The organism is Rhodococcus sp. CX (assembly GCF_015865005.1).
GTDB lineage: Bacteria > Actinomycetota > Actinomycetes > Mycobacteriales > Mycobacteriaceae > Rhodococcus.
Window position 1 is genome coordinate 11,793 of the sequence record NZ_JADZGH010000197.1, and the last position, 14,658, is coordinate 26,450.

At 69.6% G+C, this 14,658-nt stretch carries 12 protein-coding genes and 1 pseudogene; 7 read left to right on the plus strand and 6 right to left on the minus strand.

Annotated elements, in window-relative coordinates:
• Positions 1 to 530, plus strand: a 530-nt coding sequence (locus I0Q12_RS33435; RefSeq protein ID WP_231611135.1) for a TrkA family potassium uptake protein, incomplete at its 5' end; no start/stop codon positions are given.
• A gap of 34 nt (positions 531 to 564) precedes the next feature.
• Positions 565 to 1,464: an NAD(+) diphosphatase gene (nudC, locus tag I0Q12_RS21050; protein WP_197254311.1), complete on the plus strand. Its 900-nt coding sequence runs from the start codon at positions 565 to 567 to the stop codon at positions 1,462 to 1,464.
• A gap of 94 nt (positions 1,465 to 1,558) precedes the next feature.
• Here the strand turns inward: nudC and mrx1 are convergent, their stop codons facing one another.
• Positions 1,559 to 1,810, minus strand: a complete 252-nt coding sequence (gene mrx1 / locus I0Q12_RS21055; RefSeq protein ID WP_231611136.1) for a mycoredoxin Mrx1 — start codon at positions 1,808 to 1,810, stop codon at positions 1,559 to 1,561.
• A 123-nt stretch (positions 1,811 to 1,933) separates the two neighbouring features.
• Here mrx1 and I0Q12_RS21060 point away from each other — a divergent pair, with 123 nt between their 5' ends.
• From I0Q12_RS21060 to I0Q12_RS21070, 3 genes are all read left to right on the plus strand, one after another.
• Positions 1,934 to 4,066, plus strand: coding sequence for an ATP-dependent DNA helicase UvrD2 (locus I0Q12_RS21060; RefSeq protein WP_197254313.1), 2,133 nt, complete (start codon positions 1,934 to 1,936; stop codon positions 4,064 to 4,066).
• A 144-nt stretch (positions 4,067 to 4,210) separates the two neighbouring features.
• Positions 4,211 to 4,354, plus strand: coding sequence for a hypothetical protein (locus I0Q12_RS21065; RefSeq protein WP_197254315.1), 144 nt, complete (start codon positions 4,211 to 4,213; stop codon positions 4,352 to 4,354).
• Between the two features lie 146 nt (positions 4,355 to 4,500).
• On the plus strand, positions 4,501 to 4,785 hold the full coding sequence (locus I0Q12_RS21070) for a WhiB family transcriptional regulator (protein ID WP_307846392.1): 285 nt from the start codon (positions 4,501 to 4,503) through the stop codon (positions 4,783 to 4,785).
• Positions 4,786 to 4,832: 47 nt separating this feature from the next.
• Here I0Q12_RS21070 and I0Q12_RS21075 read toward each other — a convergent pair whose 3' ends face one another.
• The 3 genes from I0Q12_RS21075 to I0Q12_RS21085 form a co-directional block, all read right to left on the minus strand.
• Positions 4,833 to 6,176, minus strand: a complete 1,344-nt coding sequence (locus I0Q12_RS21075; protein WP_197254317.1) for an AarF/ABC1/UbiB kinase family protein — start codon at positions 6,174 to 6,176, stop codon at positions 4,833 to 4,835.
• On the minus strand, positions 6,173 to 7,057 hold the full coding sequence (locus I0Q12_RS21080; protein ID WP_197254327.1) for a TOMM precursor leader peptide-binding protein: 885 nt from the start codon (positions 7,055 to 7,057) through the stop codon (positions 6,173 to 6,175). Before I0Q12_RS21080 ends, I0Q12_RS21075 begins: the two co-directional genes overlap by 4 nt.
• 95 nt (positions 7,058 to 7,152) lie before the next feature.
• The gene (locus I0Q12_RS21085) at positions 7,153 to 8,628 is read right to left on the minus strand and encodes a zinc-dependent metalloprotease (RefSeq protein ID WP_197254328.1); all 1,476 of its coding nucleotides are present in this window, start codon (positions 8,626 to 8,628) and stop codon (positions 7,153 to 7,155) included.
• A gap of 87 nt (positions 8,629 to 8,715) precedes the next feature.
• Between I0Q12_RS21085 and I0Q12_RS21090 the strand changes: the two genes are divergently transcribed.
• Positions 8,716 to 9,741 carry a PDZ domain-containing protein gene (locus tag I0Q12_RS21090; protein WP_197254329.1) on the plus strand — a complete coding sequence of 342 codons (1,026 nt, stop codon included), beginning with the start codon at positions 8,716 to 8,718 and terminating at the stop codon, positions 9,739 to 9,741.
• A gap of 10 nt (positions 9,742 to 9,751) precedes the next feature.
• On the opposite strand, the gene I0Q12_RS21095 is transcribed toward I0Q12_RS21090, so the two are convergent.
• Positions 9,752 to 10,351 (minus strand): PPA1309 family protein, encoded by a 600-nt coding sequence (locus I0Q12_RS21095; RefSeq protein WP_197254330.1) that lies wholly within the window; start codon positions 10,349 to 10,351, stop codon positions 9,752 to 9,754.
• Positions 10,352 to 10,556: 205 nt separating this feature from the next.
• On the opposite strand from I0Q12_RS21095, the pseudogene I0Q12_RS21100 reads away from it, so the two are divergent.
• Positions 10,557 to 13,513 (plus strand): annotated as a pseudogene (locus I0Q12_RS21100) (UPF0182 family protein).
• Between the two features lie 65 nt (positions 13,514 to 13,578).
• Here the strand turns inward: I0Q12_RS21100 and I0Q12_RS21105 are convergent.
• The gene (locus I0Q12_RS21105; RefSeq protein ID WP_197254332.1) at positions 13,579 to 14,103 is read right to left on the minus strand and encodes a transglycosylase family protein; all 525 of its coding nucleotides are present in this window, start codon (positions 14,101 to 14,103) and stop codon (positions 13,579 to 13,581) included.
• Between the last annotated feature and the right edge of the window lie 555 nt (positions 14,104 to 14,658).

The following is a 14,658-nucleotide window of genomic DNA, read 5'->3' on the forward strand; positions in this document are numbered from 1 at the left end:
TGGACCCGGTGGTGCTGGAGACGGCGGCCGGGCAGGGGCTGGTGACGGTGCAGGGGTCGGCGACGAAGTCGGATGTGCTGCGCCTGGCCGGGGTGCAGCACGCGTCGGCGGTCATCGTCGCCGCGAACCGCGACGACACCGCCGTGCTGGTGACACTCAGCGCCCGCGAGATCGCGCCGAAGGCGAAGATCGTCGCCGCGATCCGCGAATCCGAGAACACCCATCTGCTGCGCCAGTCCGGCGCGGACTCGGTGGTCATCTCGTCGGAAACCGCGGGACGGTTGCTCGGCATCGCGACGACCACCCCGAATGTCGTGGAGATGATCGAGGATCTGCTGACCCCGGAGGCCGGGTTCGCGATCGCCGAGCGCGACGTCGAACCGGGCGAGGTCGGCGGATCGCCGCGGCACCTGTCCGACATCGTGCTCGGCGTCGTCCGCGACGGCCGCCTGCTGCGCATCGGCGCCCCGGAGGTCGATGCGGTCGAGGCGAACGACAAACTGCTCTACATCCGCCGGGTGTCTGCCTGATCCGCCGGCGCGAGGCGCGGATAAGGTGCAGGGCGTGACCCGTTTCGAACTGTCCGGCACCCCGTTGCTCTCCCGCACCGTCGTCGACCGTGCCGAGGAATTGCGCTCCGACGCCGAGGCGTTGCGCGCGGGCTGGGCGCAGGCCCGGCTGCTGCGCGTCGACCGTCGTGGTCAGGTGCCGGTGGACGGCGACCAGATCGTGTTCGGCAAGGCCGTCGAACTCGGGCCCGAACCGCAACCGGGCGCGGTGTTCCTGGGGGTGCGCGAGGACCGGCACATCTGGGCCGTCCGCGTGCTCGCGCAGACCGGGAAGGTCGCCGACCTGCGTCGGCTGGGGGAGCGTCTCGACAGTGCCGACGCGGACCTGATGGTCAGCGCAGTCGCGCTGCTCAACTGGCACGACCAGGCCGGGTACAGCGCGATCGACGGATCCGTGACCGAACCGACGATGTCGGGATGGTCGCGCATCAGCACCGTCACCGGTCACGAGGAGTTCCCGCGCACCGACCCCGCAATCATCTGTCTCGTGCACGACGACGGCGACCGCGTGCTCCTCGCCCGGCAACCGACCTGGCCGGAGCGACGCTTCTCGGTGCTCGCCGGATTCGTAGAGGCCGGCGAATCCCTCGAATCCTGCGTGGTCCGGGAGATCCGAGAAGAGGTCGGACTCGACGTGCGTGACGTCCGCTACCTGGGCAGCCAGCCGTGGCCGTTCCCGCGGTCGGTGATGCTCGGGTTCGCCGCGGTCGCCGACCCGGACCAGCCGTTCGAGTTCCAGGACGGGGAGATCGCCGAGGCGTTCTGGTTCACCCGCGAACAGGTCCACGCGGCCCTCGAGGTCGGGGATTGGGCGTCGCCCGAGGACGCGCCGCTGCTGCTGCCCGGGTCGATCTCGATCGCGCGCGGCATGCTCGAAGGCTGGGCGAACGCCTGAGTTCGCCGACCTACAGGATCCGCTCGGCCGTCAGTCGTCCACTCTGACGATTGCGTCGGCGGATGACTGGCGACCGAGCGGATACGAACAGAAGCTACAGGCCGAGCACGGCCTTGACCTCGACCAGCGACGGGTTGGTGGCGGTGCTGCCGTCCGCATACTTCACGGTCGGGACGACGTGGTTGCCCCCGTTGACGCTGCCGACGAACTCCGCGGCGGCCGGATCGGCCTCGATGTCGATCTCGGTGTACGCAATGCCGTTCGCATCGAGCTGCGTCTTCAGACGGCGGCAGTAGCCACACCAGGTGGTCGAGTACATCGTGAGGGCGGGGGTTTCGATCGTCATGCTGGCGAGAACACCACATCGAGGCGGATCTGTTCCCGACGGGGTGCCGAATGTGTTCTGCGCCACAGGCGTCGAGGGAGTCGCGGCAACCGGCTGTCGGGACGCACTGCCATGATGGAGGCCATGCGAGTGGATGCGGCGGTGGACGGGCTGGACCCGGAGCAGGCGGCGGCGGTACTCGCCCCGCGAGGCCCGGTATGTGTACTCGCCGGCGCCGGCACCGGCAAGACCCGCACCATCACCCGGCGCATCGCGCACCTCGTGTCCGCCGGTCACGTCTCCGCCGGCCAAGTCCTCGCGGTGACCTTCACCGCCCGCGCGGCGGGGGAGATGCGGTCCCGCCTGCGTGCACTGGGAGTCGGCGGATCCGGCCCCCAGGTGCAGGCCCGCACCTTCCACGCGGCCGCGTTGCGGCAACTGCGCTACTTCTGGCCGCAGGTCGTCGGAGACATCCCGTGGCAGCTGCTCGACCGCAAGTTCGCGGTCGTGTCCCAGGCCGCGCACCGCGCCAAGTTCGCGACCGACACGGACACGGTGCGCGACCTGCTCTCGGAGATCGAATGGGCGAAGGGCTCGCTCATCGCGCCCGAGGACTATCCGGCCGCGGTCGCGCGGGTCCGCCGCGAACCCCCTGCCGAGGCTTCCCGGGTTGCAGCGGTCTACGAGATCTACGAGAAACTCAAGGTCCGCGAGGAGGGGATGTACCTCGACTTCGACGACCTGCTGCTGCACACCGCGAGCGCGCTCGAGGAGAACAGCGCCGTCGCCGAGGAGTTCCGCGATCGGTACCGCTGCTTCGTCGTGGACGAATACCAGGACGTCACCCCGCTGCAGCAGCGCGTCCTCGACGCGTGGCTCGGCGACCGCGACGACCTCACCGTCGTCGGCGACGCCAACCAGACCATCTACTCGTTCACCGGCGCCACCCCGAAGTACCTGCTCGACTTCACCCGGCGCTTCCCCGATGCGACGATCGTGCGCCTCGAACGCGACTACCGCTCCACCCCGCAGGTCGTCGACCTCGCCAACCGGGTGATCGGCGCGGCCCGCGGCCGCATCGCCGGCACCCGGCTGCAGCTGATCGGGCAGCGCCCGCCCGGCCCCGAGCCGCACTTCGCCGAGTACGACGACGAACCGGCCGAGGCCACCGCCGTCGCGAAGGCGATCGCCAAGCTGCTGCGCGACGGGGTCGACGCCGCGGAGATCGCGGTGCTGTACCGGATCAACGCGCAGTCGGAGGTGTACGAGCAGGCGTTCACCGAGGCCGGGATCCCGTATCAGGTGCGCGGCGGTGAAGGGTTCTTCCAGCGCGACGAGGTGCGGCAGGCCGTCAACGCGCTGCGGCAGGTGCACAATCGCGACGACCTGCCCGAGGAATCGGGCCGGGGCACCGGGCTCCTCACCCTCGTCCGCGCGGTCCTGGTGCCGCTAGGCCTCACCGACACCGAACCGGCGGGTGCGCAGGCCCGCGAACGCTGGGCGTCGCTGACCGCGCTCGTGCAGCTCACCGAGGAACTGCTCGAGCACCAGCCCGAACTCACCCTCGACGAATTGCTGCGCGACCTCGCGGCACGCGCCGAAGCTCGGCAGCCACCGACCGTGCAGGGCGTGACCCTCGCATCGCTGCACGCCGCCAAGGGCCTCGAATGGGACGCCGTGTTCCTCGTCGGACTCACGGACGGCATGCTCCCCATCAGCCATGTCACCGGCGACAGCAACACCCCGCCGGACGAGGCGGGCATCGAGGAGGAACGCCGCCTGCTGTACGTCGGGGTGACCCGCGCCCGCGTCCACCTGCACCTGTCGTGGGCGCTGTCGCGCAGCGAGGGCGGTCGCCGGACGCGGCGCCGGTCCCGGTTCCTGCACGGGCTCATCCCGGAGGACTCGCCGGCCTCCCGCATCGCGACACCCCCGCCCTCGAAGAAGAAGCGGCCGCAGTGCCGGGTGTGCGGCAAGCCGCTGATGGGGTCGACGTCGACGATGCTCGGCCGGTGCGAGACCTGCCCGTCGAACCTCGACGAGGACCTGCTGGTGGCCTTGAAGAACTGGCGGCGGGAACGCTCGAAGGAGCAGAAGGTGCCGGCCTACGTCGTGTTCAGCGACAACACGCTCGTCGCGATCGCCGAGCAGCGGCCGGGCGACACCCGATCACTGGTGGCGATCCCGGGGATCGGTGCGAAGAAGCTCGAGCAGTACGGCGAGGACGTGCTGGCCCTCGTGCGCGGCGAACGCACCGCGGACACTCTCGACCTCTGACCGCAAAACCCTCTGACCGCAAAACCCTCTGACTGCAAAACCGCAGGTAGAAAATAACTTGTGCGATCGACGGCATCGAATCTAGGCTGGACGATGTTGTCACGGGAAGAGCTCGTGCGCGAACGATGTGAGGAGGTGGCCACGATGATCGGCTTCAAGGCAGCTGCAGCAGCACTGGCCGCCGCGCGCGTCGTGGCGCCGCTCGCTGCCGCACGGCAGGCGCATCGCCCCCGCGCCGCCGCCGCCTCGTCCGTGGCCCGAAGCCGGTTCCGGGAGATTCCCCGGTAACCAGCCCCATCGTTTCGGCCACGGACCCCGCTCAGCGGACCGTGGCCGTTCTTCTTTCCGGCCACCGGTTCGCTCACATCATCCGAACCAGCCAGAAGGAGGCCCTTGTGCCGACCGCAACTGTGCCCACCACGACGACCGTGACCGTGACCGAGATCGTCGTCGCGATCGACCGGACCGGGGCGGCACGTGTGCGTGAACTCCCGTGCCGACAGGACAACCCGGACCTGTGGTTCGCCGAGACCCCGGCCGAGCTCGAGCAGGCCAAGGCGCTGTGCACCGGCTGCCCCATCCGCACGCGCTGCCTCGCGGCGGCACTCGATCGCGCGGAGCCGTGGGGTGTGTGGGGCGGCGAGATCTTCGATCGCGGAACCGTCGTCGCACGCAAGCGTCCCCGGGGTCGCCCCCGGAAACAGTTGGTGTGCGCGTGAATTCGTGACCACTCCGGACCCGGTCCGGGGCCCTCGGGATCAGGGGATCACTCGAGGACCTCGGACCGGTCGTCCGTGAAACCGGGCAACCATTCCGACAGGATGCGCATGTACGGTGCGTACGCGTCGAGCTGCGCGCAGATTCCCACCGAGCCCAGCAGCACCCGGAACACACTCACGTACTCCGGCGGCAGGTTCAGCGTCCGCGCGGTGCGGAACTGCGGGCTCGAGAAATCGGTGGCCGTGCCGGCGGCCTTCTGCAGCCACGCCCGCGTGAAGTGGAACGATTCGGTGCGGATCGGATCGGTGAACGGCCGGAGGTAGTCCGCGATCTCGCGGTCCGTCACCTCCTTGCCGGGCAACACGAACCGATGCGAGTACAGCAGTTCGGTCAGCTCGTCGAACCGCTCCTCCACGGCCAGGCGCACCATCCGGCCCAGCACCGGCGGCAGCCCGTCGGGCATCGCCGCGGTCGCTCCGAAATCGATGATGCCCAGGCGGCCGTCGTCGAGCAGCATGAAGTTCCCGGGATGCGGATCGCTGTGCAACAGCCCGACCACGGCGGGCGAGGCGAAATGGAACTCGGCGAGCAGCGCCCCCGCGCGGTTGCGCTGCTCGCGGGTGCCGTTCTGGATGATCGCCGACAGCGGTGTTGCCGAAAGCCATTCGGTCACGACCACTTTCGGTGCGCTCGCGACGACGTGCGGCACCAGGAAGCGGGGGTCGCCGTCGAACGCCCGGGCGAAGGCCCGCTGGTTGTCCGCCTCGATGCGGTAGTCGAGTTCCTCCTCCGTGCGGGCGGTCAACTCGTCGAGGACCGGACGAACATCGGTCCCCGGCATGACCGTCCCGAACAGACCCGCGAATCGTTGCAGCGTGCGCAGATCCGCGCGCAACGCCTCGTCGGCACCCGGATACTGCACCTTCACCGCGACGTCGCGACCGTCGGACCACACCGCCCGGTGCACCTGCCCGATGCTCGCCGACGCCGTCGGCACGTCGTCGAACGAGGAGAAACGCTCGCGCCAGCGGGTTCCCAGCTGCTGATCGAGTACCCGGTGCACGGCCTTCGCGGGCAGCGGCGGAGCCTCGGACTGCAGCTTGGTCAGTGCCTCGCGATACGGCTCGGCGAACTCCTCCGGGACGGCGGCCTCCATGACGCTCAGTGCCTGCCCGAATTTCATGGCGCCGCCCTTGAGCTCGCCGAGGACGGAGAACAACTGCTCGGCCGCCTTCGCGGCCAGCTCGGCGTCGATCTCGTCGCGGTCGCCGCCGGCGAGTCGGCGTCCGAAACCGACCGCGGCGCGTCCGGCGATCCCGAGCGGGATGCTCGCCAGCTTGGCGGTGCGGGAAGAGCTCTTACGGGGAATCTCGGCCACGCCCACCATCATGCACGACCGGGCTCCGTCATCGGTCCGCACGTGCATCGCGGATGCCGGAACCAACGGCGTGTCGTGAACCGGTGCGCGCCGAGGTCCACCTCGAGGGTGCGGTCGATCAGGATCGGCGCGTTCTCCGGCCGGCCGGCCGCGAGGGCGTCGATCTGCCCGACCGCGACCGCCGCGGTCGCGAGGACCACGGCAGGGTCGGCGCGTCCGACCCGGCCCCACAGCTGGGTCGCCAGGTGCGGCCACGCGGGATCCAGATCGGTGCGAGCGAGGTCCGCGCAGCGCAGGCAACTGGTCCGGCCGGGGACCACGAACGGGCCGACGACACCGCGGCCGTCCCGGAGCCGGACCGGAAGGTGCGGGATCCGGTGCCGCATGAGATCCAGGACGAGATTCGGATCCGGCGTCAGATCGTCGGTGAGCAGTACGCAGTGCACGTTCCAGGTCGTGACGTCGCTGGTCTGCGGATACGAACCGGACCGCGACACCCGCACCGACGACACCGTCAGGTGCGCGGCGACCGCATCGGCGATCGGACCGTCTCCGTGGATCCGCACGCGCGGTTCCGTCGTGGTGGCCGGACCGGTGTGTGCCGCGGGGTCCCACAGCGCCCCGCACGCGACGAGATCGTCGAGGATCGCGTCGACCGCGGCCGCGTCCATGCCGCGATCCGCGACGTGGGCGAGCACCGTCTCACGCGGGTGGCGACCGTCGAGCATCCGCAGCACGGTGAGCAGATCGAACGTGTCGATGCCCTCCGGTGGGGCCAGCAGGGCACCCGTCTCGGGTCCCCAGCCGAGCTGGACGGTGCCGTCCGGGCGGCGCAGCAGTTCGAGGCAGGGGTCCAGGGCGGGGCCGGACGGGTGCGCAGGTGACGACGTCATGACGTCGAGTCTGACAGCCGCCTGGTCCGGCAACGCCCCCCGATCAGCGGGTTATCCACAGGCAGAAACCGGTTGCTGCCTGCGGAAACAGGGCGTCAGGCCGATTCGTCGGGACCGGCCTCGCCGCCCTGCTCGCCGTTGCCCTTCTCCTTCTCCGCGCGCTCGCGTTCCTCGACGGCCCGCAACTGGGCGATCGGATCGTCGAACGCCCCGGTGTCGCCGCCGAGAACCCGGTCGACGAATCCGGCCGGGCTGTCCAGGTCGGACGACTCGGGAAGCAGGTCCGGATGGGCCCACACCTTGTCCCGCGCGTCCGTACCGGCCTGCTCGGTGAGTGTCCGCCACAGCGCCGCGGCCTCCCGCAGCTTGCGCGGCCGCAGTTCGAGGCCGACCAGCGTCGCGAAGGTCTGCTCGGCGGGACCGCCCGACGCACGCCGGCGACGCAGGGTCTCGCTCAGCGCCGACGTCCCGGGGATCCGGTCGCCGAGCGCGTCGGACACGACGGTCTCCACCCAGCCCTCGACGAGCGCGAGCAGTGTTTCGAGCCGTTCGAGCGCCTGCTTCTGTTCCGGGGTGGTCTGCGGTTCGAGGGCGCCCTGCTTGAGAATCTCCTCGAGCTTCGACGGATCGGTCAGCGCGGACGGGTCGAGGCCCTGCGCGAGATCCTCGATGGCGGAGAAATCCATGCGGATGTTGCGGGCGTAGTCCTCGACGGTCGAGAGCAGCCGCTGCCGCAGCCACGGCACGTGGCTGTACAGACGCTGGTGCGCCGCCTCGCGGGCGGCCAGGAACACCAGCACCTCCTGCGCGGGCTGTTCGAGGCCGTCACCGAACTTGTCGATCGCTTCGGGCAGCAGCGCCGCGGTTCCGGCCGGGCCGAGCGGCAGGCCGATGTCGGTGGAGGTCAGCACCTCCTTCGACAGCTGGCCGAGCGCCTGACCGAGCTGGGAACCGAACGCGAGCCCGCCCATCTGCCCGAACATGCCGAGCATGGGGCCGGCCATCTGCCGGGCTTCCTCGGGCAGGCCCTGGATCCACATGCCGTTGATCTGCTCGGCCACCGGATCGCACAGCCGCTTCCAGGTGTCGAGAGTGTTCTCGAGCCACTCGACCGGCGTCCACGCGACCGTGCGGGTCGCGCCCGCCGGGAGCGTTGTCGCACCGTCGAGCCACAGTTCCGCGAGGTGCGCCGCGTCGCGGATCGCATCGGCTTCCCCGGAGGAGACCGGCGTGAAGGACCCGACCTGCTGCCGGGCCAGTTTCATGGCGACCTCGTAGTTCACCGGCCCGGTGCCGCCGGTGCCCATCGCGTTGCCCATCCCGCTGAGCATCTGGCCGAACTGGGAGAGCATCTGGCCGAGCTGGGCGGGGTCGAAGCCCTGGGCGCCGAACGGGTTGGCGCCGGGGTCACCACCACCGAACGGGTTCGCACCGCCCGGCAGCCCGAAGCCGAACGGGAAGCCGCCGGACGCACCGCCCTCGGATCCGGACCCGCCGGTGCCGGAGCTGTCGTCTTTCTTCCGGTCCGGGTCGTCGTCGGAGTTCGAGAAGCCGAAAGGCGTGTCGCTCATGTATCCAACGGTACAAGGCGTCCGACGGCGATCGGTCCTGCGTGGTCACGCTGATCGCGAACATCGGCTGCCGCTACCCTGGACCGGGTGAATCGACGGTTCGTGACGCCGCTCGCGGTGCTGGTCCCCCTTCTGGCTCTGGCGGGTATCGCCACCAACGTGAAGGTTCCGTACGTGGCGCTCGGCCCGGGGCCGACGTTCGACACACTCGGCGAGGCGGACGGCAAGCCCGTCGTACAGATCGACGGCATCGAACCCGACACGACCACCGGTCAGCTGCGGATGACCACTGTCGGCGTCAACGACCAGCTGACTCTCGCGCAGGCACTGACGGTGTGGATCAGCGACCGGTACGCGCTCGCCCCGCGCGAGACCGTGTATCCGCCGAATGTCAGCAAGGACGACGTCCGTGCCGCCGACCAGGCGCTGTTCACCCAGTCCGAACGCAGCGCCGAACTCGCCGCGCTGCACCACCTCGGTCTGCCGGTGACGGTGCGGGTCGCGCAGGTCGGCGAGGACGCGCCCGCGACCGGCGTGTTCCGCGAGGGAGACCAGATCGTTGCGGTCGCGGGGGAGCCGGTGACCACGGCCGGAAGCGTGCAGCGCGCCGTCGGGGCGGCCGCACCGGGTACGGAACTGGCCGTCCAGGTCCGCCGCGACGGCATGGACGAGGACGTGCAGGTCACCGTCGCGGCGCGTCCGGGTGACCCGGAGAAGGGCTACCTCGGGATCACCACCGAAGAGGTGCCCGAGGTGCCGTTCACCGTCACCTTCAACCTCGCCGACATCGGCGGCCCCTCGGCCGGCCTGATGTTCAGCCTCGCCGTCGTCGACAAGCTCAGCCCCGGCCCGCTCAACGGCGGGCTCGCCGTCGCGGGCACCGGCACCATCGATTCGGACGGCAAGGTCGGACCGATCGGCGGCATCACCCACAAGCTCGACGGCGCGGTCGACGACGGCGCGACCTACTTCCTGGTGCCCGCGGACAACTGCGCCGAGGCCCTCACCGACGTCCCCGACGGGCTGCAGCTGATCCGGGTCGAGTCGCTCGACGACGCGATCGACGCCCTCGCGACCGTCGCCGCCGGTGGCGACGCACCCACCTGCGCGTGACCGCGGGACGTCAGTCCTCGTCGGGTTCGAGCGTCGCGTAGAGCGCGGCGACCAGGTTCGGCGCCAGGTTCTCGTAGGTGCGCAGTTCGATGCCCGCGAACGGATCCTCGTCGTCGGTGGGGCGCAGCTGCAGCAGGCACAGCGACGGCCCGTCGCGCAGCACCCCCGCGATCAGGCGCGCCTCACGCCGGTCGGGATGACTGTGCGCCGCGAGCCGCGCCGCCTCGTCCGCGGCGTGCGCGTCGGCCAGCCGCGGCGCGAGTGCGTCGTCGAGATCGGACTCTGCGCTGGGCGGCAACACCACGATCTCCTGGACCAGCACACACCCGGCCACCGACGACGGCCAGCTCGTGGTCGCCAGGAATTCGTCGAGCGCGGGACTGCCACCCTCGACGTCCTCGGGGAAGGCGTCCTGTTCGATCGGGGTGTATTCGCTGCCCTCGTCGAGCCGGTCACCGAGCGATGGTTCCTCCGCAGCCAGCAGCGCGGTCGGGACCAGCGCGAACATCACCGGCGGACGGCCCCAGCCGTCGGCGTCGACGAAGTCGACGATCTCGCCGACGCAGCGGCGCAGGCCTTCTTCGGAGGGGACGGGAAGATGCTCACTCACCGTCCTATCCTTGCACCGTGAGCCGGCGGTGAATCACCGCGGCTCACGGGACCGGTTCCGTGAGTCCGCCGATTCGGCGGCAGGAGCGATTCGTTCCGTAGAGTTGGGGCGAAACGGTCACCGGTGTACGCGCGCGGCGCGCGATGCACGGGGGCGAGCAACTGCGGCGTGATCCGGCGCCGCCGAAGAGTTGGGAGTGTGACACGTGGGAATGAGGCCCCCATCAGGGGTACCCACCCTGTCCAAACGCAGCAAGGTTCTGCTGATCCTCGCGCTGGTGGTGGCGGCCTTGTTGTTGCTCGGTCCCCGGCTCGTCGACGCATACACCAACTGGCTGTGGTTCGGTGAGGTGGAGTACCGCGACGTGTACGTCAAGGTGCTAGTGACCCGCATCGTCCTGTTCGTGGTCACCGCGCTCTTCGTCGGCGCCGTCGTGTGGCTGGCGATGCTGCTGGCCTATCGATCGCGGCCGGTGTTCGTGCCCACGGCCGGTCCCAACGACCCGGTCGCGCGATACCGCACCACGGTGATGACCCGCATGCGCATGTTCGGGCTCGGCATCCCGATCGTGCTGGGTCTGCTGTCGGGTCTGGTCGCGCAGGCCAGCTGGGTCACCGTGCAGATGTTCTTCAACGGCGGCTCGTTCGGCACCGTGGATCCGCAGTTCGGGCTCGATGTCGGGTTCTACGCGTTCGACCTGCCGTTCTACCGGTTCCTGCTGAACTGGATGTTCGTCGCGGTGATCCTTGCGCTCATCGCGAACTTGGTCACCCACTACATCTTCGGCGGTATCCGGCTCGCCGGCCGCGGCGGCAACGTCAGCCGTGCCGCGCGGATCCAGCTCGCGGTTCTCGCCGGTGTGTTCGTCGCGCTCAAGGCGATCGCCTACTGGCTCGACCGGTACACGCTGCTGTGGAGCGGCCGCAAGGAACCCACGTTCACCGGCCCCGGCTACACCGACATCCACGCGGTGCTGCCGGCGAAGCTCATCCTGCTGGCCATCGCGGTGATCTGTGCGATCGCGTTCTTCGCCGCGATCGTGCTGCGGGATCTGCGGATCCCGGCGCTGGCCACCGCGTTGCTGGTGCTCTCGTCGATCCTCGTCGGCGCGGTGTATCCGCTGGTCGTCGAACAGTTCTCGGTGCGCCCGAACGCCGCGGACAAGGAATCCCCGTTCATCGAACGGAACATCGCCGCGACCCGCGAGGCGTACGGCATCACCGACGACAAGGTGGAGTACCGGGACTATCCGGGGGTCGGCACCGCGTCGCCGAGCGGTGTGCCCGCGGACCTGACGACCATCGCGAACACGCGCCTGCTCGACCCGAACGTGCTGCCGCGCACGTTCACCCAGCAGCAGCAGCTCAAGAACTTCTACGGGTTCCCGCAGTCGCTCGACATCGACCGGTACAGCGTGGACGGGAAGGTCGAGGATTACATCGTCGCCGCCCGCGAGCTGTCCCCGTCGAGCCTGACCGGCAACCAGACCGACTGGATCAACCGCCACACCGTCTACACGCACGGCAACGGCCTGGTCGCCGCGCCGGCGAACCGGGTCAACGCGGCCGCCAGCGAATCGGCGGAGGAAGCCGCCAACAGCAACAGTGGATACCCCGTGTACATGGTCAGCGACCTCGCCTCGCTCAAGGCCGACAGCCAGGTGATCCCGGTCGAGCAGCCGCGGATCTACTTCGGTGAGGTCATTGCGCAGGCGAATCCGGACTACGCGATCGTCGGTGCCGCCGGCGACTCCGGGCCGCGCGAGTACGACACCGACACCGACAAGTACACCTACGACGGTTCCGGTGGTGTCTCGATCGGGAACTGGTTCAACCGGCTCGCGTTCGCCGCGAAGTACGCCGAGCGCAACATCCTGTTCTCCGGCGCGATCGGCGAGGATTCGAAGATCCTGTTCAACCGCGACCCCCGCGACCGCGTCACCAAGGTCGCGCCGTGGCTGACCGCCGACGGCGACGCCTACCCGGCAGCGGTGAACGGCCGGATCGTGTGGATCGTCGACGCGTACACCACGCTCGACAACTATCCGTACGCGCAGCGCAGTTCCCTCGAGGGTCTCGTCGAGGACAGCATCGACCAGAACACCGGCCGGTTGCTGCCCCGCAAGGAGGTCTCGTACATCCGCAACTCGGTGAAGGCGACCGTCGACGCGTACGACGGAACGGTCACCCTGTACCAGGTCGACGATCAGGACCCGGTCCTGAAGGCGTGGATGGGTGTGTTCCCGAATGCGGTGACCCCGCAGGAGGCGATCACCGACGAGTTGCGTTCGCACTTCCGGTACCCGGAGGACCTGTTCAAGGTGCAGCGCGAGATGCTCGCGAAGTACCACGTGGACGACCCGCGTGAGTTCTTCACGAACAACGCGTTCTGGTCGGTGCCGTCGGATCCCACCGTCGAGACGAACGCCAACCAGCCGCCGTACTACGTGCTCGTCGGCGACGAGGAGACGGCTGCGCCGTCGTTCCGGCTGACCTCGGCGATGGTCGGCTACAACCGGCAGTTCCTGTCGGCGTACATCTCGGTGGACGCCGACCCGAAGGACTACGGGAAGTTCACGATCCTGCAGTTGCCGACGGACACCCAGACGTTCGGTCCCGAGCAGACGCAGAACGCGATGATCTCCGATACCCGGGTGGCGTCGGAACGGACGCTGCTCGAGCGGTCGAACCGCATCCACTACGGCAACCTGCTCACCCTACCGATCGCGGAGGGCGGCATCCTGTACGTCCAGCCGATGTACACCGAACGCAACTCGACCGGAGGCAGTACGTCCACGTTCCCGCAACTGTCGCGGGTGCTGGTGAGCTACCGCGAACCGGGACAGGGCGGCGGCGTGCGCATCGGCTACGCTCCGACGCTGGCAGGCGCGCTGGATCAGGTGTTCGGCAGTGGCGTCGGCAATGCGGCCACCGCGCCGGGCGGCGAATCGGCACCGACCGCACCGGCGGAGCCGGGCGCGAACGGTGAACAGGCGCAAGGGTCCGTGCCGCAGCCCGCACCGCAGCCGGCGCCGTGAACGAACTCGACGCCGCGCTGACCGAGCTGAGCAACGCGCAGCGCAGCGGTGACTTCGCGGCCTACGGCCGGGCCCTGGAACGGGTCCAGAGGGCGGTCGACGCCTACCAGGCGACCGGCGGCTGATCGGTAGGTTCGACCACGAAGCCGGGCCCCGCACTCAGTGCGGGGCCCGGCTTCGTTGCGTTCGGTCAGCGGCCGGCGACGTCGATCAGCTGCTGGAACTGGGCGCCGAGACCGTTCTGCTCGGCGAGGACGTGTGCGGCGTCGATGGCCTGCTGCACCTGGTCGCCGGGCACGGGGGCCTCGGGCGCGACCGGAGCAGCCGGGGCCGGCGCCGGGGCGGGTGCCGCCGGAGCGGGCGCGGGCGCGGGAGCGGACTCGGTGGTCAGGTACTGACCGCACACCGGCCACGCACCGGGACCCTGGGACTGCAGGGTGTTCTCGGCGACGCGGATCTGCTCTTCCTTCGACGCGGTGTGCGGGCTGCCGGTGCCGCCGTTGGCGGTCCAGGTGCTCTGCGAGAACTGGAGGCCGCCGTAGTAGCCGTTACCGGTGTTGATGGACCAGTTTCCGCCGCTCTCGCACTGCGCGACGCCGTCCCAGTTGTGGGTGGCTGCGGAGGCGGTGCCGGTGGCCAGGCCGACGGGGAGGGCGACGAGGGCGCCGGTGACGACGGCCATGCCCAGGCCGCGCTTGCTGAACAGAGTGGTCATGCGGGTGGATCCTCTCCGCGCTCGCTGACGGCGGCGGGCCCTGGCGTCCTCGTCACACCGGATTCGGCGTCGATCGGGAGTGGGCGCGTGTCGTGGCCGCGTCCCTGCCCCTCGAAGGATTCGTAGGCACCGGATCCTGCGGGGCAGGGTGTCAGCAGCGGCAGTCCGGTGTTGGCCCGGTGGTTTCGGGCCGGGACCGACCGTACAGAGCCGTCGCGTCGGCGTATACCCACCCGATTCGGCGGACGCGTGTCCAACTGGTGAGACCGTCGAACGGCATTCCCCCAGGTCGGCGGTCGAAAATAACGGTCAACCACCCGTTCTGTTACACGCCCGTTATGTGAAATGAATCATGGGCGGAATGTGGTCCAGGTCACCCTTTTCCACCTGTTGTCTCGGGTGGCGGACGCCGATTTTCGATTCGGCGGGCCGACGGGTGTCGTCCCCTGGAGGTGGCGGTGCAGGCGATTTGCCTTCGGTTCGAACGCTCGTGTAACTTCGTTTCTGCAACGCGGGGTGGAGCAGCTCGGTAGCTCGCTGGGCTCATAACCCAGA